This window comes from Aliiroseovarius sp. B-4, assembly GCF_056857795.1.
On sequence record NZ_JBSXNV010000030.1, the window covers coordinates 125,417 to 145,521 of the forward strand.

The following is a 20,105-nucleotide window of genomic DNA, read 5'->3' on the forward strand; positions in this document are numbered from 1 at the left end:
ACGTCACCCGTAGATTACGGGGAAAAGAGTGGCCACCAACAACAGTGCCATCGTCAGGTTGAACGACCGAAGACGTGTCGGATTGGTCAGGATCACCCGTATTTTCTGCCCCAGAACCGTCCACACCGAGACCGAGGGCAGGTTGACGATGCCGAAAATCATGGCAACCAGAACCACCGCCGCCATATCGCGCGAGGGCGCATAGACACTGATCGCGGTCAGGGCCATCGCCCAGGCCTTGGGGTTGACCCACTGGAAGGCGGCGGCTTGCAGAAAACTCATCGGTATGCCGCTTGCTTTGCCGGTGCCGGGCTGCGAGGCGTTCGCGATCTTCCATGCCAGCCACAGCAGATAGACCACGCTGCCGGTTTTCAGGATGGTGTAACTGACGGGATAGAGGTCAAACAGCGTCATCAGCCCCGCGCCCACCAGCACAATCATGAAGGTAAACCCGATGCCGATGCCCAGCATGTGCGGGATCGTGCGCTGAAACCCGAAATTGGCACCCGACGCCATCAGCATCAGGTTGTTCGGCCCCGGCGTGATCGAGGACACGAAGGCAAAGGCCACGAAGGCTGAAAGAAGCTCGATCGTCATAGCGGCAATTATCCGGGATTTTGGCGGCGAATGATTGCATTATTGTGCTGAATGACGCTAGCTGTGCAATTAATGGCGAAAATTGATGGTTTGAATCAGAAAATATTGCAGGAATTGTCACGGGATGGCCGGTTGCCCAACACCGAATTGGCCGACCGCGTCGGGCTTTCGCCGTCGGCCTGCCTGCGCCGTGTGCAAGAGCTTGAGCGACAGGGCGTGATCAAGGGCTATCGTGCAGTGCTGGACCCGGTCGCGCTGGGCAAGGGTTTTGTCGCCTATGTTACGGTCGGCCTGTCCGATCACACCAAGGCGGCACAAGAAGGCTTCGAACGGTCTGTCGCGCTGTATGACGAGGTGCGGGAATGTCACAATATCACTGGAACGGTGGAGTATTTGCTGAGGGTCGAAGCCGAAGACCTGATCGCCTATAAACGGTTTCACACTGACAAGCTGGGCACGCTGCCGCAGGTGCATCAGATCGTCACCCATGTGGTGATGGGGTCGCCCAAGGATGAACGCGCCTAGATATCTTGCCAGCAACGCCCTTGCGGCCCCCCCCGACCCCTGCTGTAATGAACCGCGCAACATATCCATACCTGACTTAATTCGGAGGACGCCATGGCTGGCCACTCAAAATGGGCAAACATTCAGCATCGCAAGGGGCGTCAGGACGCCGCGCGCTCGAAGCTGTTTTCAAAACTTGCCAAAGAAATCACCGTGGCCGCCAAGATGGGCGACCCGGATCCTGAAAAGAACCCGCGCCTGCGTTTGGCGGTGAAAGAAGCGAAATCGCAGTCGGTGCCGAAAGACGTGATCGACCGCGCAATCAAGAAATCCCAAGGCGGAGACGCCGAAAACTATGATGAAATCCGGTATGAAGGCTATGGCCCGAACGGCGTGGCGGTCATTGTCGAAACCATGACCGACAACAGGAACCGGACCGCGTCGACCGTGCGCTCGACATTCTCGAAAAACGGCGGCAATCTTGGGGAAACCGGGTCGGTCGGGTTCATGTTCGACCGCAAGGGCGAAGTCACCTATCCGTTGGATGTGGGCGATGCAGACACCGTGATGGAAGCGGCGATTGAAGCTGGGGCCGAAGATTGCGAAACCACCGAAGACGGACATCGCATCGTGTGCGCTGATACCGATCTGAACGAGGTTTCAAACGCGCTGGAAGCCGCGCTGGGCGAAAGCGAATCGACCAAGCTGATCTGGCAGCCGAACATGACCACTGAACTGGATCTTGAAGGCATGCAAAAGCTGATGAAGCTGGTGGACGCGTTGGAGGATGACGACGATGTGCAGCGCGTCACCACCAATTTCGAGGCTACGGACGAGGTTCTGGCCCAGCTCTGACACGGCTCGAAATGCCTGACGACACGACCCCGGCCCGGAACACCGTGTCGGGGTCTATTGTCTTTCAGGGGAAACTCGGGTCAGGTCGCGGAATGGCAGAACTGACCGTTACCGCGCAAAGACCCATGCACGGCATTCTTTGGATGCTGGCGGCTGGGGTGTTCTTCGTTCTTTTGAACGGGTTGGTAAAGTATGTCGGGCAGACGCTGCCGTCTTCACAAGCGGCATTTTTGCGCTATCTGTTTGGGCTTGCCTTCGTGCTGCCTGCTCTGGGTCAGTTGAAACGCGCGCGGTTCTCGAAGACCATGTGGCGGCTCTTTGCCCTGCGCGGGCTTGTGCACACCGGTGCGGTGCTGTGCTGGTTCTACGCCATGACCCAGATCACGGTGGCCGAGGTTGTGGCGATGAACTACCTCAACCCGATCTATGTGATGTTGGGCGCGGCGCTATTGCTCGGCGAAGGATTCTCGACCCGTCGGATGATCGCCGTCGTGTTTGCCTTTCTCGGGGTGCTGATCATTTTGCGTCCCGGTGTGCGCGAACTGGGCGCAGGTCATCTGGCCATGGTGTTTACCGCCATCTTTCTTGGTGTGTCTTACTTGATCGCCAAACGCCTGTCGCAAGAGGCATCGGCCGCCGTGGTGGTGGCAATCATGTCGATCACGGTAACGATCGGGCTGGCGCCTGCCGCCTGGTTGGTCTGGGTGCCGCCAAACGCCAATCAACTGGCATGGTTGGTCCTGATCGCGTTTTGCGCAACCGCCGGACACTATGCCATGTCGCGCGCCTTTGCCGAAGCACCTGTTTCCGTGACGCAGCCCGTGACCTTCCTGCAAATCATCTGGGCCACAGCGATGGGGGCTTGGCTGTTTTCCGAACCCTTGGATATCTGGGTGGTTTCGGGTGCTGGCGTCATCATCGCCGCCGTCAGCTATATCACGTGGCGCGAGGCGATGTTGAACCGGCGTGTGACGCCCAACCCCAATGCAGCGAAGTCATGAAAAAGGGCGCCATGACTGGCTCCCCCTTTCCATGCTCCAATCAACCGTTAGTCTGACCAGCTAACGCCGGTCAGGTCATTGGCCTGCGTGGGGGCGTTTTCCCAAAGCCCGTTTATCTTCGCGTTGGCAACACCGGTTTTGGCCAGTTGGAACAAAAACCCATTCACGTAGTCATCCGCGATCATCTGCTGCGCTTCTTTGTTCAACCCTGACCGCATGGCGGGGTCCGACGTCACCGACAGTTTCTCAATCAGCGCCTGGAAGTCCGCATTGTCATACTGGAAATAGTAGTCAGGCCGCGCATAGATGTTGATATCGGCAGGTTCAGTGTGGCTGACGATGGTGAGGTCGAAATCCTTGCCTTTGAACACCTGTTCGATCCATTGCGCCCATTCAAGGTTGGATATCTCTGTGTTGATCCCGACCGCACGAAGTTGGGCGGCAATAATCTCACCCCCGCGCCGCGCATAGGATGGCGGCGGCAACATCAGACGCAGGGTCAGACCCTCGGCCCCGGCTTCGGCCAGAAGCGTCTTGGACAGCTCGGGGTCATAGGACGATTGGCCGGTCAGGTCGACGTAATCCGGGTGGTGTGGGGCAAAATGGCTGCCGATAGGGGTGCCGTAACCAAACATCGCGCCGTCGATAATGTCTTGCCTGTTGATGGCGTGGGCGATTGCCTTGCGCACGCGCACATCGGCCAGAGGGCCGGACTTATTGTTCATCGACAGGATCGTTTCGCCCTCGGTCGAGCCAACGATGACATTGAACCGGGGGTCAGCCTCGAATTGCGACAGTGTTTCAGTGGCCGGAAAGTTCGGGAAGGCATCCACATCTTCGGCCATCATTGCCGCGAAAGCGGCGTTTGGGTCCGAGATGAATTTGAACGTAGCGGTCGCCAGCGCGGGCGCATCGCCCCAATAGGCATCGTTGCGCGCGACAGATACATGATCGCCTTTGGCCCATTCGACAAAGGTGAATGGGCCTGTGCCCACAGGTGCCGTGGCGGCGTTGTCAATGCTTTCAGGTGCCACAATGACAGCATCGCCCCACGCCATGTTGAACGGGAAATTACCGTTGGGGGCGGACAGTTTGACCTCGACCGTCAGGGGATCGGGGGCGGTGACAGCTTCGATATCCGCAAACAGGGCCTTTTGGGCGTTTGTAGACTCTTCGGCGCGGGCACGATCCAGAGAGAAGATGACGTCTTCGGCATCCATTGTTGTGCCGTCGTGGAACGTCACGCCATCACGCAGCTTGAACGTATAGGTCAAGCCATTTTCGCTGACCGACCATTCGCTGGCAAGACCGGGTTGGACAGAACCGTCGGGACCAAACCGGGTCAGACCTTCGAAGATGTTGGCATAAACCACTTCGTCAATCGCCGCAGCCGCCCCGGCAGTCGGGTCTAGGTTGGGCGGTTCAAGCACCATGCCAAGCGTGATCGAGTCGCTTCCGGCCAGCGCGGTTGTGGCCATCATGGCCCACGCGGCGGTGGTGAGTTTCAGGTTGGTCATGGTCGGTCCTCCTTAGCCCAAGACACGGGACTGGCATCATGAAACGCGCGAATCTGTGTCAGTGCAAGGGGAGAGACGCTGCGGCAACTCCCCTTTGAAATTCTGCGATGCAGCATTATAGTGTCGTTGCGAAGAGGATCAGGGGAGGAGAAACCATGAGCGCTTCAGCAAAGATCAACGCGCCGACTCCGTCGGATATTCGTGCCCGAAAAGGCGGCACACCCCTGGTCTGTTTGACGGCCTATGCAACCCCGACAGCGCAGATGATGGACGCATATTGCGACATTGTTCTGGTGGGCGACAGCGTAGGTATGGTCGTGCATGGCCTACCCGACACGCTTGGCGTCACGATGGAGATGATGGAACTGCACGGCGCTGCCGTGAAACGCGGATTGACGCGGGCCATGATGGTCGTAGACATGCCGTTCGGATCCTATGAAGAAAGCCCGGAACTGGCCTTTCGCAACGCCGCGCGCCTGATGCGCGTCACCGGCGCGGCGGCCGTGAAGCTGGAAGGTGGCGTGGCAATGGCAGACACGATCCGGTTTTTGACCAGCCGGTCCATCCCGGTGATGGCACATGTGGGGCTGACCCCGCAGGCCATCAACACGTTGGGTGGCTATAAGGTGCAGGGGCGCGGTGAAGACCGCGCGCGGGTGGTTGCGGACGCGAAGGCCGTGGAAGCGGCAGGTGCGTTCTCGGTCGTGCTTGAGAAAGTGCCTGAAAGCCTGTCAGATGAGATCACCGAGACACTTTCCATCCCCACCATTGGCATCGGGGCGTCCGCTGGCTGCGACGGTCAAATCCTAGTTGTGGACGACATGCTGGGCTTGTTCACGGCGTTCAAGCCTAAATTTGCCAAACGATATGCGACGCTGGGCAGGGACGGCGAGGTCGCGATCGCGCAGTATGCCAAAGACGTGCGGAATCGCAGCTTCCCAGCGCCCGAGCATGTGTTCGCCGATGAGGTCACAACGAAATGAAGATCATTCGCAACAAGGACGATTTGCGCACCCTGCGTCGCAGTTGGATATTCAAGGGTGAACGCGTGGCCGTGGTGCCAACCATGGGCGCCCTGCATGCGGGTCATTTGTCGTTGGTAGAGATCGCGAAACAGCACGCCGACCGCGTGATCGTTACGATCTTCGTGAACCCGAAGCAGTTCAATAACCCGGATGATCTGGACAAATATCCGCGCACAGAGGATGAAGACGCGAGCCGGCTCGCCCCGTTTCGTGTCGATGCGCTCTATGTTCCCACCCCGGATCAGATATATCCCAATGGCTTTGCCACCAATGTCCATATCTCAGGTCTGACCGAGGATCTGGAAGGTGCGCACCGCCCTGGTCACTTCGACGGTGTAGCGACTGTGGTAGCAAAGCTCTTTCTTCAGACACGCGCTGATGTAGCGTGTTTCGGAGAGAAGGACTACCAGCAATTGTTGCTGGTGCGTCGCTTGTCCGAAGATCTGGACATTGAAACCGACGTGTTGGGGTGCGAGACCATCCGTGAAGAGGATGGGTTGGCCATGTCATCGCGCAACGTGCGTATGTCGCCGTCCGAGCGCGCGATCGCACCCGTCTTGAAGGCCGAATTGGACCGGGCGGCGCGTGCAATCCGGCGCGGTGCTGACATACGCGTCGTTCTGGACAGTGCGAAGGCGCAGATCAAGCGCGCAGGCTTCGATGCGGTCGAGTATCTGGAACTGCGCGATGCGGCGCACCTGACCAGTGTATCCAACCTTGATCGTCCGGCACGCCTGCTTGTCGCGGCGATGCTTGGCGATGTCAGGTTGATTGATAATATTCCGATCTGACTACGAGGCGCTGCGCCTGCGGCTTCGCGATGCCGGTGGCTCACGTTGTGAGCCTCAAGGGCTTTGCCCCTCTGCGCTTCGCGCATTCACCCCAGGATATTTTCAGCCAGAAGAAACAAATCGCTGCGTCTTCTGGCCAGAAATATCCCCGCCGGAGGCATGGAATCTATCGAATGAGCAAAGTGCGCCTTCCCCGACTGAAGACGCGCAATCAGGTGGGAGGGTCATCCGATCAACTCCTTCAGCACGAGTGCCATCACGCCTGCGCTGTCGGTCATGTCGTCCACGCCAACCCATTCGTCGGGCTGATGGGCGAGGTCGAGGATGCCGGGGCCGTATGCGATGCAGTTTTTCAGCTTACCAATCCGGTCGATATGTTTTTGGTCATAGGTGCCGGGTGACACCACGTAGATGGGCTGCTGACCCAGCACTTTTTCGATCGCTGCGGCGGTAGTTGTGACCACCGGTGCGTCCTTATCGGTCATTGTCGGGATGACCTCGTGCATATCGCGGATTTCGTAATCGAAACTGGGGCGCTCGGAGCGGATGGTTTCGAGCATCTGCGTGACTTCGGCTTTTACCTCGGCAATATCTTCTTCCATCAGGAATCGGCGGTCGATGACGATGCGGCAGCGGTCGGCCACACAGGGGGCGGGCAGCCCAGTGTAGTCGGTGGCCTGTTCGGACTCTCCGCCGTGGATCGAATTGATGTTTAGCGTGGATTGCTTTGCGCCTTCCGGGACGACGGGCATGTCGGTGTGTTTGGTGGCAAGAAGCGGGTAAAGGTAGGTCTCTATTTCTTCCAGCACCGCACCCATGTGTCGGATGGCGCTGTCGCCAAAAAAGGGCATTGATCCATGGGCGATGCGCCCTTTGGTTTCGATCTCGGCCCACCAGACGCCGCGATGACCAAGACAGATCCGGTCTTTGTTCAGTGGTTCCGGGATGATCACATGTTGCACACGGTCCGGATCGAAATATCCCTTCTCTGCCAGATAAGCGACGCCGCCGTAGCCGCCGCTTTCTTCGTCTGCCGTGGCACTGATTTCGACCGCACCTTTGTGATCAGGGAAAAGCGCGACGAAGGCTTCGGCGGCGATGATTGAGGCCGCCAGCCCGCCTTTCATGTCACATGCGCCGCGCCCATAGATGCGGCCATCCACCAACTCACCTCCAAACGGTTCTTTGGTCCAGCCGTGTCCGACCTCGACCACGTCATGGTGGCTGTTGAAATGAACGCAGTCGCCTGCATCTGCGCCCTCATGCCGCGCGATGACGTTCCACCGGGGATATACATCGCTGTCGCCCGGAGTGCCTTCGGCGCGGATCAGGTCAACTTGCCATCCCTGCTGGCCCATACGTTCCGCGAGATAGATGCAGATTGCGCGATAGTCGCGTCCAGGCGGGTTCAGGGTCGGGATGCGGATCAGGTCTTGTGTCAGGGTGATCAGATCGTCGCGGCGACGGGCAATTTCAGCGAGCAGGGGATCTTTTTGGTGAGCCATATGCGAAACTTATGCAGCTTGCGCCGCGCAGGCAATGGGGGTCGGCGCCACCTGCCAATTTCACCCAAAACGCGAGCGAAAACGCTGTTGCGGGTCTTTAAATCGCGCTAAACTCGGCCTAATTGTAATGTTATAGTGATTAACTTTATCCCGCAAAGCCGCATGGTCTTTTTGGGATTTGGTGGAGCCAAGGAGGGCACATGTCCAGTTTTGACAAGCAGATTCGCGAAAGCCAGGCGCAGGTTCAGGAAGCGCAGTCCAAGATTTCCGAACTGACTTCGCGGATTGAAACCGCGCGGGCCAAGGCGGCGGCTGGCGAAGATATCTCGATCGATATCGAGAATGCGACGCTTGAGGATGTGCATTCCCACACCGAAGCGATGAACGCGAATATCGCCGAGCTGATCATGGGGCTGGACGATGTGACTTCGGGCTTTTCGCAGGATTTCGATCAGATGCGGTCGAAAACCGGGTGGGAGTCCTTTGTCGGGATATTCTCGAAGGGGAAGTCGGAAAGCATGCGGCAGGAACGGATGCGCACCGCGTCGATCGACGACAAGTTGCAAGAGTTGATCGCGCAGTCGGACAGCATCGTGAACCTGCTGGAAGGCCAGTTGGCGATGCTCAATGAGCAGAAAGAAAAGGTGGGCGCCAATCTGACAGCCACGTTGGATGAACGCGAAATGACCGTGGGAGAGCTGGAAGCTCTGCGCGCCGACATTCTGGCGATGGACCCCAGGATTATCGAGCTTGAGGGCAAAATCGCCAACGAACAGGACGCCGCCAAGCGCACGCAGCTTGAGACTGAGCTGGCCGATCTGAACAGCCAATACAACGCCATGGTGCAGGACGAGCAGGTGAAGCTGGCCAAGTCGCAGACGTTGGAGCGGTATATCGAGAAGGGCAAGACCTGGGTCGACTCGTTGCAAAACCAGGCGGCGACGCAGATGGTGCTGATCAACAAGCTGCAAACCGACACCAAACAGCGCGTGGTGCTGTATGATGCGCTGACCAAGTCATTGAAGACTGCGCAGCAGCAGGACGTGGCCCACCGCATCAACGAGATCGGCGTCGAGACCGATAAGGAAGCCCAAGCCGCGATGGCCGCGATTGGGACCGCGACGAACCAGCGGATGGCGGACATGATGGAAGCCCACGAGGACCAGATGGTCTTTGCCCGCGACGTGCTGGAGGCCAAGGCCAAGGCAGATGAGCGCTTTGCCCGCCGCTTTGCCGAGATTGTCGAGAAGCATGACAAGAATCTGTATGGGCAGTGATCTGTGTATCTTTTTGAACGCGCCAAGTCTTGGAGGCAGCTTACGGCGAAAGCGTCCTTAGCTTCCCTCCTCTTGGTTGTTTACTAGGTCTATTCTCCTCGGACGGCGTTGGGCATTGGCATAATTACAATGATCACTGTTTTGGGTTCTGCCACACTATTATTGGGTTCAAAACAGGAGAAAGCCAGTTCGGATGAGTGAGCGAAGCAATGCGGAGGCTGAACTGTTGTATTAACGTGTTGCCCGGTCGTTAGACCGGGCAGCGCCCGACCCGCCCCACGGGAGGGCGCTTCGCACCCACCCAGGGTCAGGCGCCGCCCTTCTCGGTTTGATTGGAAGCTATGACGAACGACATCAAAACCTCTGAACGCACCTCAGCCGGTTTCGCCCCCCGCGACCATGCCGAACTGACGGATACGCAGATCACGCGGCGCTATTTCTCGAAGTTCGAGAAGATCACGGCGCATCTGGCCCGTGTCGCTGGGCAGATGGAGGTTGAAGGCAAGCTCACCCGTGATGAGGTGGACGTGTTGGCGCGCTACCTCATCAAACTAGGCCTTAGCTTCAAGGCGCTGGCGAACAAGTATCATATGTCCGACAAGGCCTATGGGCTTGGCGCTGCGACGCTGACGTTTGATCGGCGCGATAGCGGGTTTCCGGTTCATGCCGAACTGCTCCAGATGGCGTCGGACGCGGCACAGGCGGGAACACATCTGAAAGGCATGGCGTCGGTCGAGGATCTGAAAAGCCAGATGGTCAGCCAGATTGTGGGCGACCTGACCGTGCCGAAGGATTTGCAATATTCGCTGTCCCAGCGGCTTTACTATGAAGAGCTTGCGAAGGGCGATTTGTTCTGGCCACAGATGCACCCGGACGTGATTTGGCGAAGGAACAAAGGCGAAGGGCGTGATGTGCGTCGCGTCTATCTGGCCCACTGGGCGGTCTATGACAGCGACGTCAACCTGCCCACCATATATCTGATGGAGCTTGAGGATACGGGCCGCACAGCCCTGCCCAAAGATGAACGCCGCTGGCCGCGGGTGCAGTCGCATCTGATGGCGCAAAGCATGGCGGGGCTGAAGCTCGTGACCATCGCGACCGGGTTCGACAAGGACTTCGATGATCTGCACCCAAAGCGCCTGCGCCGGTTCCATGTGGGGCCGATGTATAGCCATACATTTACCCAGCAGACCGGCCCGCTGCGCGAGGTCTTGGCCGAGGCGAAAAGCCCGCCCGGCGAAGACTGGGCCTTGGCATGGACGGTCGAGGAACTGAAAAGCCAAAGCGTCAAGGAAGAGAAATCCGGCTGGTTCGGCACGGTGGAACGCGAGATTTTTGCGCTGGACCCGTTTGCAGGTTCCGGCTCGAACATCGGGGCCACCCGAATGGAACGCGCCATTATCATGCCCGCGCGGCCCTTTCAGGTGCTGGCCGAAAAGAACCCCGCCGGGTTCCACGACGTGCGTAAATTTGTTGTCAGCCCCGGTGGCCGGGTGCTGAGTTACCGTTGATTTAGGAGTGCTTGATGTCTTTACCCGCTGATTTGATGGAGCTTCGCGAGGAAGAAATCCGTGCACATTACACGGCGGCTGCCGGGCATCTTAACGGGTTTGACCACACGCCAAGGATTGCCAAACCCAAGCAAGCCGCGCCCGCGCCTGAACGCAGCCCGGGAATTGCCCGCCCGCGTCGGTTTCGCGCCACGACACCGGGGCTTGTGACGCGTTCGACGGCACGGCCCGAAGGGGTGCATTTGGCGGACCGAATTGAAAGCGCAGACGGAGATGACCCGTTGATTTCTCCGCTTCAGGCGACCGTGCTGCATGGGCTGCGTCGCGCGATTGCGGTTGCATTGGCGGTGGGCGAGGGGTTCGCCGATCAAACCGAACTGGCCGCCCTGCGTCGCGCCAATCTGGAAGGGCGCTTGGGCGCCGACAAGAAAACCGCATTCTCGGAACTTCTGACCGCCGAGGCGCTGATCGTCTTGCATGTGTTCGCCAATGCGACCTCGTTCCTGTTGGCCGATCACGCAAGCGAGGCGTCGATTGAAGTCGGCGCGGTCGAGGAAATCCTGACCGACAATGCGCCGCTTGCGCTGAAGGGCGCGTTGTGGGAGCTGGATCAGGAACTTGCCACCTTTGTCACGTCCGAGGACAAGCTGGTCGCGACCGTCTTGGCCTTCGTCGAACAACTGATGGAGCAGGTCGCCCTGCGCGCCCAGACCGCGTCGCATCTTGGCCCCTTCACGTCCGCCAATTACCGGGTCGAGGCGGACGACCTGACGATTTCCGGCTTCACCCCCGCCCGCGCGTATCGCGGGTCCAAGATCACGATGACGTTCAAGAAACCCAACGAAGTCGTCGGCAACCACATCGCGAAATATCAGGCGATGAAACTGGCCAAGATGCTGATGGCTTATGATTTCGACCGCAAACTGAACCCGTTTGCCGAACTCGGCGGCTTCATCTTCACCTTCATGGGTGACGGAAAGCCCGGCACCGGGAAAACGACACTGATCCAGATGATGGCCGGGCTGGTCAATGATTATTGCGCTGTGGCGGGCTATCCCTTCCGCTACCAGAATTTCGGCATCGACAATATCGACAGCTATCAGGGCAAGTCGGGCCAGAACGCCAAGGCGTTTATCAACAACGTGCTCGACCCCAATGTGATCGGCTTTGGCACGGTGGATGACATCGACCAGATCGCGGGCAAGCGGGGGGATCGTCAGTCCAGCGCGGGCCAGCAAGAGGTCACGGCGGTTCTGATGGAAAGCTTCTCGGGCGCCAATACGGTGGTGCGCGGCAATTGCACCTTTGGCATGTTCTCGAACTACCCCGAGAATGTGGACGACGCCCTGCGCCAACGCGCCGGAGCGCGGTTCCTGGTCGATGGGCCACGGACGCGCGAGGACTATATCGACATCCTGCATCTGCTCATGGGCAAGAACCACGACATCCCGCTGGGCGACCACGACCTTTACGCCGCGCAAGAGATCAAATCCGCGGTGGCGCGCAGTTTCGCGGCGCATAACAAGCCGCAGGAGGACGGTCTGTTGGCCGTCTTCGATCGCGTGCACGACAAGATCGGCGAGTTGGACAACATCGCCAAAATGGGCACCTATCTGAAAGCCATTCAGGAGGCCGACGAGCGCTTCACGGGCCGCTCGATCAAGAACATCACCGACGCGGTGAAAGTCCGCGCGATGGATTTTGAGCTGCCCGACGAATGGATGGAGAACCCCGAGCTGTTCTTGGTCAAAGACTATGACACCAAGAAAGACATGATCGCCGACCTGCGCGTGCCCATCACCACCGACATGGTGATCCAAGAGGTCAACCGCTACGCCGATTCAGAGTTCCGCTATGCCGACAAATCCGACGAGGTCGCCATCGAGGCAATGGTCCGCGATTTCGGTCGTCAGGAAGAGGCGAAGAAGCGGTATTTGGAGGGGAAGTGAGTGATTTTCCGTAAACTAAAGCCGAAACCCAATCGTGACGACTGGATGCTTGGTCATGTGCATAGCTACTTTGCGGAGGCCATGGACAGGCTTGCAAAGCTTGAAGTTTTGGCATTGAGCGCAAATGACATTTTGGTTGAGGATCAGTTGACCGAACGCGAGCGAATGCCACAATTCCATGTTGATCGAGCCAAACTAATGAAGCTTGAAAAAGATCTGTTGCGACTAGAGCTGATGGTAGATGCTACAGTGTTGAAGATTAAGCTCTTGATTGGCGATAATGTGAATGAACTCGGTGAGTTAAGGGGGCAATTCTCGGGAAAGGTAGCCATTGGATTAGGAGACATGAAAAGCGTTTCCGGATTGGAAGGTGAAGCTGTAGAAGTCTTATCGTCCAGCTACCTTATCGAAGAGGAGAGGTTTCCATATGGTGAGTTGATTTCCCATCGCGAAATCAGAAAAGAAATCGGGTGGCTTCGGTGCGCGTTCGACGAGTTGCATAAGAAGGTTCTTCAATGAAACGCCTCATCCAACGCGGCCTTATGTTTGGCAATCTGATCCGGGTCGACAGCCCGGCGCTGATCGAGCGGTATAACCGTGCGCTCAAGGGGCTAGCGGGCAAGCAAACTAAGCTCAAAGAATTTCATATCGACGTCTCTGGTTTTTCGCCCGAGATCGGTGAGGAATTCAAAGACCCGCTCTACCTCAACCCAAATGGCTGCAACCGGCAGTTCATCATTCTGACGGTGGACCAGAAGACCGCGCCGCTGCTGAACGCCATGTTCTCGACCTCGCGCGGGATTTTGCGGCAGTTCATTGCGGACAACGAGGCGAAGCTGTTCGCGCTGACCGCCCATGACGCGGTGGCGGGCGAGTTGATGAACTCGGTCTATGACGTGTCCGACCCCGCGCGGCTGTTTGATATCCGCAAGATCGTGATCGAGGCCGACACGACCCAAAGCCACGTCAAGAACGCGCGCGAGTTGGCCGAGAAGATCGACCATTTCCAGACCGCGCCGAACGCGTGGTATGACGATGATCTGATCGCCGAAATGATTGATCTGGCCCGCGAAACCGGGGACGTGACGCGCGTTCCGGTCGATCTGGGCGTGCAGGAATACGAGCAGGGCAATTTCTGGACGGCGCATTTCGGCGGGCTTTACATTTTCCGCGATGTGGAAAATCCCGCCGTGATCGTGTCGGGCGACAAGACGCGGTTGGCCGTGCCGCCGCCCGGCAAGGTTCTGGACACGACCGACGCAAACCGTCTGGCGGGGTTCCTCAGCCGCAACGACCTTGTCGAACCTGTCGTTCAGGAACGTGGCGACGGCGGGGCGGCAATCCTGCGCCAGAAGATGGAATTTATTCTGGTCGATGCCGCCACCAGCGCGGGCCTCGATCTGGGCGACATGTCCTCGCGCACTTTGCGCCATGTGGCGCAGCGGATGGGCGCACGACTGCCCGACGCGTTTCGCGGGTTGGCCGCCATGGTGCGCTGGGCTGAAGCGGGGGGGCAATGGCCGCGGATCGACAGCCGCCACCCGGCCTATTTCTATACCCTGCGCGCGCGCCCCGATCATCCCGACCGCGATCTGATCAACCGGCTGCTGTCCGAACTGGCGCCGATGGATTTCCGGCAGCTGTTTATCTGCCACAAAGAGCTTTTCTATGCCGCCTATGCCACATGGCCCGACGAAAAGCGTGAGTTTGTGGCAGAATTCCTGCATCGTGATTATATGGCAAATAAGGCCGGTGCGCGCGAGGCGTTGTTCGGCGGGCGCAAAGACCCGATGAAAATGCCGCGCATCACGCGCGGACGGACGCAAGAAGATATGATCGAGATCGTCGGTCCGTGGGGCGCCGTGAACAGGAGGTAACGATGGGATTGGTGCGACTTGTCATATTTGGGTTTATCGGGCTTAGCATCGTCTATGTGCTGGTCAGCCTATATTCCCGTTCGATCCGGCTGGAAAAGCTGGAAGACCAGTGGGCCGAAGAACATCCCGATGGCGATGAAACCGACCGCGAGGCGTGGTTGCGCGAAGGGATGGAGGACTACAAGAAAAGTTTCCGGCCCAAGCTGATCCTGCTTGTCTATGTCATCCCCGCGCTTTTTGTGCTGATGTCTGTCATTTTAATCAACTGAGGTCCCCCATGCGCCGCATTCGTCTTATCATCCGCAGTCTGATTTTCCTGATCCTGTTCGGCGTGCTGCACTATGTCCTGCCACAACACGACGTGGTGCGCGTCGTGAACACCTATCAGGAACGCCAGGATCTTGGGGACTGGACGCGGATATTCTGGTCGAAACCAGATGATCAATCTGCAAACCTGATCAACCGCGATGTTCAGTTTGTTCAGACGGTGAAAAAGAAAACCTACCTTCTGGGTTTCGTGCGCCGCGATGCGGAAGAGGTCATGGTTTATCGCAACGAAGACACGGGCTGGGGTTGGCCGTTCTATTTCAAGTTTGACACCGCGAGCTTGCAGACCGAAGTGGACGATCTGCGATCTACGCCGGAAAACCCCAAATGGGCGGTGCTAACCCATTATGGTTGGCGCAATGAGCTGATTTCGGCGTTTCCGAATGCGGTTGCCATCCGCCCGGTGGCAGGCCCGGATGTGACCATTATTCCTTGGTTCAACATCATGTTCTTCGTTGTGCTGGCTGTCATCATCGGGTTCATCCGTGCGTTGTGGCGGCAGTTCCGCGAACGCTCGATCGATCCGGTGTTGGAGGATGCGGGCGAGGCGTGGGACGCCGTTGACGCCCGCGCAGACGAGACACGGGGTCGGTTTTCGCGCTGGTTGGGATCCTGGCGTAAGAAGTGACGAACACTAGAAAAGTGCCGCGTGGAGGGTCCGACGCGGCGCTTTTCTTTCCAGATCAGGTTATTCGCCGTAGGGCACCCAAATGGTCTTCACCTCGGTCGCCTGGGCCAGAAATTCACGGCCTTCGCCTGCTGCCCCGAACCAGTCCCGCGCCTGGGCGTTGTTGACCCATGTGCGTTTCAGGTTGCCCGCGCTTTCTATTTCGACAAGGGCAGAAACGTCTGACCCTGACTGCGCCCAAACAGCGTCCACACCAAGGTGGCCCGCGAGGGGTGAGGCAAGCTCTGCATGGCTACCTGTAACGATATTCACCACGCCTGCGGGAACGTCTGAGGTGTCAAGCACCTGATAGAAATCGGTCGCGGCCAGCGGAAACGGCTCGCTTGCGGCCAGCACCACGCGGTTGCCCATGGCGATGGCCGGGGCCATCAGCGAGACGAGGCCAAGAAGGGGGGCGTCGTCCGGGCAGAAGCCGCCGATCACGCCGACCGGCTCGTTCATCGCCAGTGCCACGCCGCGCATGGGGATGGGCTTCGCAGCCCCATCATATTTATCCGCCCATGCGGCATAGGTGAACAGACGACTGACGGCGGCTTCAACCTCTTTCGACCCGTTGCGGCCACCCATCATGGCGTCGATCCGGGCAGCGAATTCGTCCGCGCGAGCCGAGAGGTTCTCGCCGATGTAATAAAGGATCTGTGCGCGCAGATGTCCGGTGGTCTTGGACCAACCTGCCGCCGTGTGTGCGGCCTCGACCGCGTTGCGAATGTCTTTGCGATTAGCGATCCCGACATGTCCCAGCAGCGCGCCCTGTTTCGACCAGACCGCTTTCGAATAGCCGCCGTCGGGACGTGCCTGCTTGCCGCCGATATAGAACTTGGCAGTGCGATCCAGCGCGCCGACCGTTGCTTCTTTCGGGGCGGGGAAGGCAGCGATGGGTTTCAAGGGTTGCGACTTGCCCCGCGGCTTGGTATAGGCGTGAAGCCCTTCCCATCCGCCTTCACGCCCAAAGCCGCTTTCGCGCACGCCACCAAAACCGGCGGCTGCGTCGAACATGTTGGTTCCGTTCACCCAAACCACGCCCGCCGCCAGCTTTGGCGCAATATCGAGGGTCAGGTTCACATTCTCGCTCCACACTGTGGCGGCCAGTCCGTAACGGGTGTTGTTGGCAATCTCGACCGCCTCGGTTGGGGTGCGGAAGGTAGTGGCGACCAGCACGGGCCCAAAGATTTCTTCTTGCATCAGCATTGAGGCCGACGACAGCCCGGTGATCAGTGTGGGCGGATAGAAACATCCCGGCGTGGGGATCGGGCAGGGGGCTTGGTAAAGCTCGCCGTCGCCAGCGCCGGCATCGACCAACTCGGTGATGCGCTTGTGCTGCACCGGGTCGACCACGGCCCCCACGTCGATGGATTTGTCCAGCGGGTCGCCCATCCGCAGCTTGTCCATCCGCGCACGCAACTTGGCATAGAACCGGTCGGCGATACCTTCCTGCACGATCAGGCGCGAGCCAGCGCAGCAGACCTGCCCCTGATTGAACCAGATGGCGTCGACCAGCCCTTCTACGGCTGAATCCAGATCGGCGTCGTCAAACACGATATAGGGCGACTTGCCTCCCAATTCCAACGTCAGCGACTTGCCGGATCCCGCCGTTTCGCGCCGGATCACCCGGCCCACTTCGGTCGAGCCGGTGAAGGCGATCTTGTCGATATCCTCATGCGTCACAATCGCTTCGCCCACGCGGCCATCGCCGGTGACGATGTTGACGACGCCTTTGGGCAGTCCGGCTTCGTCGCAGATTTGCGCAAACAGAAGCGCGGTCAGCGATGTGTATTCGGCGGGTTTCAGAACCACGGTGTTGCCCATCGCAATCGCCGGTGCGATTTTCCATGACAGCATCAGCAGCGGGAAGTTCCACGGGATGATCTGGCCGCAGACGCCCAAAGCCTCGCGGTCGGGCAATTCGGCGTCTTGCAATTGCGCCATGCCTGCGTGGTAATAGAAATGCCGCGCGACCAGCGGGATGTCGATATCGCGGCTTTCGCGGATGGGTTTACCATTATCCAGCGTTTCCAGCACCGCAAACAGCCGCGAGTGCTTTTGCACCAGTCGCGCGAGCGCATAGAGGTATTTTGCCCTCTCATGGCCCGACAGTGCGGCCCATTTGCGCTGCGCCTTGCGCGCGGCCGACACAGCAGCGTCCACATCGTCGGATGTGGCCTGCGTGACCTGCGCCAAAAGCTCGCCGGTCGCGGGGTTCCTGCTGTCGAAAAGATCTCCGGGCGCAGTCATCTTACCACCGACATAAAGGCCGAACTGTCGGTCGCGCTCGGCAATCCACGCCAGCGCTTCCCGGGCGCTTTCCGGGGCGGGGCCGTATTCCATCGTGTCGAAGATTTCTTTCACAGTCATGTCTAACTCCTCAGCCCATCGGGTGGCGGTAGGTGGCCGAGTAATGTCCGGTCACGTGGTGTTCCAGCTGACGCTCGATATCGCCAAGAAGCGAGCTGGCACCGAAGCGGAACAGGTCGGGTGTTAGCCAATCGTCGCCCAGTTCTTCCTTGATCAGCGCCAGATAGGTGATCGCGTCCTTGGCTTTCGAGATGCCACCTGCGGGCTTGTAACCAACGCGGTAGCCCGTCGCCTCGTAATAATCGCGGATCGCGCGGATCATCACCAGACTGACGGGAAGCGTCGCGTTCACGCTTTCCTTGCCGGTGGAGGTCTTGATGAAATCTGCGCCCGCCATCATGCAAACCAACGAAGCCCGCGCAACATTGCGCAAGCTGCCCAACTCTCCGGTCGCGAGGATGGCTTTTACATGCGCCGCGCCGCATGCCTCGCGGAAGTCACGCATTTCGTCATACAGCGCCTGCCAGTTGCCGGTCAGGACGTGGCGGCGCGAAATGACGATGTCGATCTCGGACGCCCCGACGCGCACGCTTTCGCGAATTTCTTCGACGCGCAGGTGATAGGGGCTGAGGCCCGCGGGAAACCCCGTTGAAACTGCTGCGACCGGCAGGGTGACGCCCATATGATCAAGCGTCTCGACCGCAGGTGCGATCATGTCATGATAAACACAGACCGCGCCGGTGGTGATTTCGTCAACGCCCAGCGACGACAAGATTTCGGATCGCACCGGGTGGGCGGCCTTGGCGCACAGGCGACGCACACGCCCCGCAGTGTCATCACCTGACAGAGTGGTCAGGTCGATCATTGTGATCGCTTTCAGCAGCCACGCAGCCTGATGTTCCTTTTTGACGCTGCGCCGCCCCGGAAGGGTCGCACATCGACGTTCAATCGCCGAAGTGTTGGCCTGAGCGGCGCGCACCCAGTTCATGTCAAGGTCCATACCCGGATTGCGGGAATGGGTCACTTGGGGCAACTGTGTCGTGTCCCGATCCCTTTGCGAGGTGCGGGCTGATCTCTGTTCACTTTGCACGGATTTCCCTCGGATTTGTCCAGTGGGTTGTGTTTGCCCAAGGTTCGCACGGGTGTTCAGGATTGGCAATATTTCGGTGGGGGAAGACGTGGCCTGACGATTCTCCGCCGTATTGACGAAACCTGCCGCCATATTCACGGTTTTGCAGGGGGCGGCGCGGCGATTTGATCTCTCGACATGCTGAAAAACGACAATCTTGCAAGGAGTTGTTTCTCCTGACAAGTTGCGCTTAGGATGCTTTATCGGTGATTGCCGGAGGGCTGAGTCTCTCGCGGAACGATTGAGTTCCGTTCAAAGCATCATCCCACAAAAAACTGATAAGGGAGAACCTTCATGAACATTTCAATCAAAGCGGCCCTTTTGTGCTCGGCATTTGCGATTGCAAGCCCAGCCTTGGCTGCGGGCACCCACCCGGTCACGGGCGAGGCGCTGGCGGACAACCAGACCTATACCTATCGCATGCTCGATGACGTGAAGTCGTTCGACCCGCAAATCAACACGGACGTTGAAGGCTCGCACATTCTGCGCGATCTGTTCGAAGGTCTCGTGAACTCGGACCCGCAAGGTAACTCGGTCCCCGGTGCAGCGGAAAGCTGGGAAGTGTCGGAAGATGGTCTGACCTATACGTTCAAGCTGCGCGATGCCAAGTGGTCGAATGGCGACCCTGTTACCGCCGGTGATTTCGTCTATGCTTGGCGCCGTCTGGCAGATCCGGCCACCGCATCAGAATATGCGTGGTACATGGAACTGATGGGCGTTGAAAATGCCACCAAGATCGTCGCCGGTGAAATGGCACCTGACACGCTGGGTGTGACGGCCCTTGATGACAAGACCCTTGAGGTCAAGATCGACGCGCCGCGCCCCTATTTCCCCGGTATGCTGACACACGCATCGACCTTTCCGGTCAATCAGAGCGTGCTGGAGGCTCATGGCAACGAATGGACCAAACCCGGCAATCTTGTTGGCAACGGTGCCTATGTCCTGACCGATTACGTGCCCGGTGTGAAAGTTACGCGCGAACGTAACCCAATGTATTGGGATAACGACAACACGATCCTTGATACGGTTGTTGCACTGGTTATCAATGATGAAAATATCGCGTTGACCCGTTACGATGCCGGCGAAGTTGACAAGACCGAGGTCCCCGCAGGCCAATATCTGTCTGACGTCAGCGCTTTTGGGACAGATTTGAGGAGTTGAACAACGGAGGATTTCTGGTTCATCGTAACCTTCATGGAGTGAAGATGAACAAGAAATCCGGAAGCAGCAAAGCGTCTGCAGATAAATTGGTAAAGAACA

Annotated in this window: 17 protein-coding genes and 1 pseudogene; 13 read left to right on the forward strand and 5 right to left on the reverse strand. The window is 58.5% G+C overall.

Annotated elements, in window-relative coordinates; translation table 11 throughout:
- Positions 1-3: 3 nt before the first annotated feature.
- Positions 4-597, reverse strand: coding sequence for a LysE family translocator (locus AC13C8_RS04875; protein WP_482846548.1), 594 nt, complete (start codon positions 595-597; stop codon positions 4-6).
- Positions 598-669: 72 nt separating this feature from the next.
- Between AC13C8_RS04875 and AC13C8_RS04880 the strand changes: the two genes are divergently transcribed.
- The 3 genes from AC13C8_RS04880 to AC13C8_RS04890 all read left to right on the forward strand — a co-directional run bounded on the left by AC13C8_RS04880 (position 670) and on the right by AC13C8_RS04890 (position 2,957).
- Entirely contained in the window at positions 670-1,122 is a 453-nt protein-coding gene (locus AC13C8_RS04880) for an Lrp/AsnC family transcriptional regulator (protein WP_482846550.1), read from the forward strand.
- Positions 1,123-1,215: 93 nt separating this feature from the next.
- The gene (locus AC13C8_RS04885; protein WP_091428318.1) at positions 1,216-1,956 is read left to right on the forward strand and encodes a YebC/PmpR family DNA-binding transcriptional regulator; all 741 of its coding nucleotides are present in this window, start codon (positions 1,216-1,218) and stop codon (positions 1,954-1,956) included.
- A gap of 92 nt (positions 1,957-2,048) precedes the next feature.
- The gene (locus tag AC13C8_RS04890) at positions 2,049-2,957 is read left to right on the forward strand and encodes a DMT family transporter (protein WP_091428319.1); all 909 of its coding nucleotides are present in this window, start codon (positions 2,049-2,051) and stop codon (positions 2,955-2,957) included.
- 47 nt (positions 2,958-3,004) lie between these two features.
- On the opposite strand, the gene AC13C8_RS04895 is transcribed toward AC13C8_RS04890, so the two are convergent.
- Positions 3,005-4,474, reverse strand: a complete 1,470-nt coding sequence (locus AC13C8_RS04895; RefSeq protein ID WP_091428321.1) for an ABC transporter substrate-binding protein — start codon at positions 4,472-4,474, stop codon at positions 3,005-3,007.
- A gap of 155 nt (positions 4,475-4,629) precedes the next feature.
- On the opposite strand from AC13C8_RS04895, the gene panB reads away from it, so the two are divergent.
- Positions 4,630-5,457 (forward strand): 3-methyl-2-oxobutanoate hydroxymethyltransferase, encoded by an 828-nt coding sequence (gene panB, locus AC13C8_RS04900; RefSeq protein ID WP_482846551.1) that lies wholly within the window; start codon positions 4,630-4,632, stop codon positions 5,455-5,457.
- A complete protein-coding gene (gene panC, locus AC13C8_RS04905; RefSeq protein WP_482846552.1) occupies positions 5,454-6,290 on the forward strand; it encodes a pantoate--beta-alanine ligase in 837 nt (278 codons plus the stop codon). Before panB ends, panC begins: the two co-directional genes overlap by 4 nt.
- 224 nt (positions 6,291-6,514) lie before the next feature.
- On the opposite strand, the gene AC13C8_RS04910 is transcribed toward panC, so the two are convergent.
- The gene (locus AC13C8_RS04910) at positions 6,515-7,795 is read right to left on the reverse strand and encodes an acetylornithine deacetylase/succinyl-diaminopimelate desuccinylase family protein (RefSeq protein ID WP_482846553.1); all 1,281 of its coding nucleotides are present in this window, start codon (positions 7,793-7,795) and stop codon (positions 6,515-6,517) included.
- Positions 7,796-7,995: 200 nt separating this feature from the next.
- Here AC13C8_RS04910 and AC13C8_RS04915 point away from each other — a divergent pair, with 200 nt between their 5' ends.
- From AC13C8_RS04915 to AC13C8_RS04945, 7 genes are all read left to right on the forward strand, one after another.
- Positions 7,996-9,072, forward strand: a complete 1,077-nt coding sequence (locus tag AC13C8_RS04915) for a coiled-coil domain-containing protein (protein WP_091428328.1) — start codon at positions 7,996-7,998, stop codon at positions 9,070-9,072.
- Between the two features lie 341 nt (positions 9,073-9,413).
- Entirely contained in the window at positions 9,414-10,583 is a 1,170-nt protein-coding gene (locus AC13C8_RS04920) for a hypothetical protein (RefSeq protein WP_482846554.1), read from the forward strand.
- Positions 10,584-10,597: 14 nt separating this feature from the next.
- A complete protein-coding gene (locus AC13C8_RS04925; protein WP_482846555.1) occupies positions 10,598-12,532 on the forward strand; it encodes an AAA family ATPase in 1,935 nt (644 codons plus the stop codon).
- The gene (locus tag AC13C8_RS04930) at positions 12,533-13,051 is read left to right on the forward strand and encodes a hypothetical protein (RefSeq protein ID WP_482846556.1); all 519 of its coding nucleotides are present in this window, start codon (positions 12,533-12,535) and stop codon (positions 13,049-13,051) included.
- The gene (locus AC13C8_RS04935; protein WP_482846558.1) at positions 13,048-14,409 is read left to right on the forward strand and encodes a DUF6638 family protein; all 1,362 of its coding nucleotides are present in this window, start codon (positions 13,048-13,050) and stop codon (positions 14,407-14,409) included. The genes AC13C8_RS04930 and AC13C8_RS04935 overlap by 4 nt, the downstream gene beginning before the upstream one ends.
- A 2-nt stretch (positions 14,410-14,411) precedes the next feature.
- Positions 14,412-14,678: a hypothetical protein gene (locus AC13C8_RS04940; protein WP_091428337.1), complete on the forward strand. Its 267-nt coding sequence runs from the start codon at positions 14,412-14,414 to the stop codon at positions 14,676-14,678.
- A gap of 8 nt (positions 14,679-14,686) precedes the next feature.
- Positions 14,687-15,364 carry a DUF1523 family protein gene (locus AC13C8_RS04945; RefSeq protein WP_091428339.1) on the forward strand — a complete coding sequence of 226 codons (678 nt, stop codon included), beginning with the start codon at positions 14,687-14,689 and terminating at the stop codon, positions 15,362-15,364.
- Positions 15,365-15,424: 60 nt separating this feature from the next.
- Here the strand turns inward: AC13C8_RS04945 and AC13C8_RS04950 are convergent, their stop codons facing one another.
- Positions 15,425-17,776: an aldehyde dehydrogenase family protein gene (locus AC13C8_RS04950; RefSeq protein ID WP_482846559.1), complete on the reverse strand. Its 2,352-nt coding sequence runs from the start codon at positions 17,774-17,776 to the stop codon at positions 15,425-15,427.
- Positions 17,777-17,786: 10 nt separating this feature from the next.
- On the reverse strand, positions 17,787-18,749 hold the full coding sequence (gene deoC / locus AC13C8_RS04955; RefSeq protein WP_482846563.1) for a deoxyribose-phosphate aldolase: 963 nt from the start codon (positions 18,747-18,749) through the stop codon (positions 17,787-17,789).
- Positions 18,750-19,139: 390 nt separating this feature from the next.
- On the opposite strand from deoC, the pseudogene AC13C8_RS04960 reads away from it, so the two are divergent.
- Positions 19,140-19,964, forward strand: a pseudogene (locus AC13C8_RS04960) (peptide ABC transporter substrate-binding protein); the annotation flags it as partial.
- Positions 19,965-20,105: the final 141 nt, after the last annotated feature.

Bases quoted from the DNA above. Each gene is read 5' to 3' on its own strand.
- AC13C8_RS04940 (WP_091428337.1), top strand. From the start codon at position 14,412: ATGGGATTGGTGCGACTTGTCATATTTGGGTTTATCGGGCTTAGCATC.
- AC13C8_RS04920 (WP_482846554.1), top strand. From the start codon at position 9,414: ATGACGAACGACATCAAAACCTCTGAACGCACCTCAGCCGGTTTCGCC.
- AC13C8_RS04890 (WP_091428319.1), top strand. From the start codon at position 2,049: ATGGCAGAACTGACCGTTACCGCGCAAAGACCCATGCACGGCATTCTT.
- AC13C8_RS04875 (WP_482846548.1), bottom strand. From the start codon at position 597: ATGACGATCGAGCTTCTTTCAGCCTTCGTGGCCTTTGCCTTCGTGTCC.
- AC13C8_RS04895 (WP_091428321.1), bottom strand. From the start codon at position 4,474: ATGACCAACCTGAAACTCACCACCGCCGCGTGGGCCATGATGGCCACA.
- AC13C8_RS04950 (WP_482846559.1), bottom strand. From the start codon at position 17,776: ATGACTGTGAAAGAAATCTTCGACACGATGGAATACGGCCCCGCCCCG.
- AC13C8_RS04885 (WP_091428318.1), top strand. From the start codon at position 1,216: ATGGCTGGCCACTCAAAATGGGCAAACATTCAGCATCGCAAGGGGCGT.
- AC13C8_RS04935 (WP_482846558.1), top strand. From the start codon at position 13,048: ATGAAACGCCTCATCCAACGCGGCCTTATGTTTGGCAATCTGATCCGG.
- AC13C8_RS04925 (WP_482846555.1), top strand. From the start codon at position 10,598: ATGTCTTTACCCGCTGATTTGATGGAGCTTCGCGAGGAAGAAATCCGT.
- AC13C8_RS04945 (WP_091428339.1), top strand. From the start codon at position 14,687: ATGCGCCGCATTCGTCTTATCATCCGCAGTCTGATTTTCCTGATCCTG.
- AC13C8_RS04915 (WP_091428328.1), top strand. From the start codon at position 7,996: ATGTCCAGTTTTGACAAGCAGATTCGCGAAAGCCAGGCGCAGGTTCAG.
- AC13C8_RS04880 (WP_482846550.1), top strand. From the start codon at position 670: ATGGCGAAAATTGATGGTTTGAATCAGAAAATATTGCAGGAATTGTCA.
- panB (WP_482846551.1), top strand. From the start codon at position 4,630: ATGAGCGCTTCAGCAAAGATCAACGCGCCGACTCCGTCGGATATTCGT.
- panC (WP_482846552.1), top strand. From the start codon at position 5,454: ATGAAGATCATTCGCAACAAGGACGATTTGCGCACCCTGCGTCGCAGT.
- AC13C8_RS04910 (WP_482846553.1), bottom strand. From the start codon at position 7,795: ATGGCTCACCAAAAAGATCCCCTGCTCGCTGAAATTGCCCGTCGCCGC.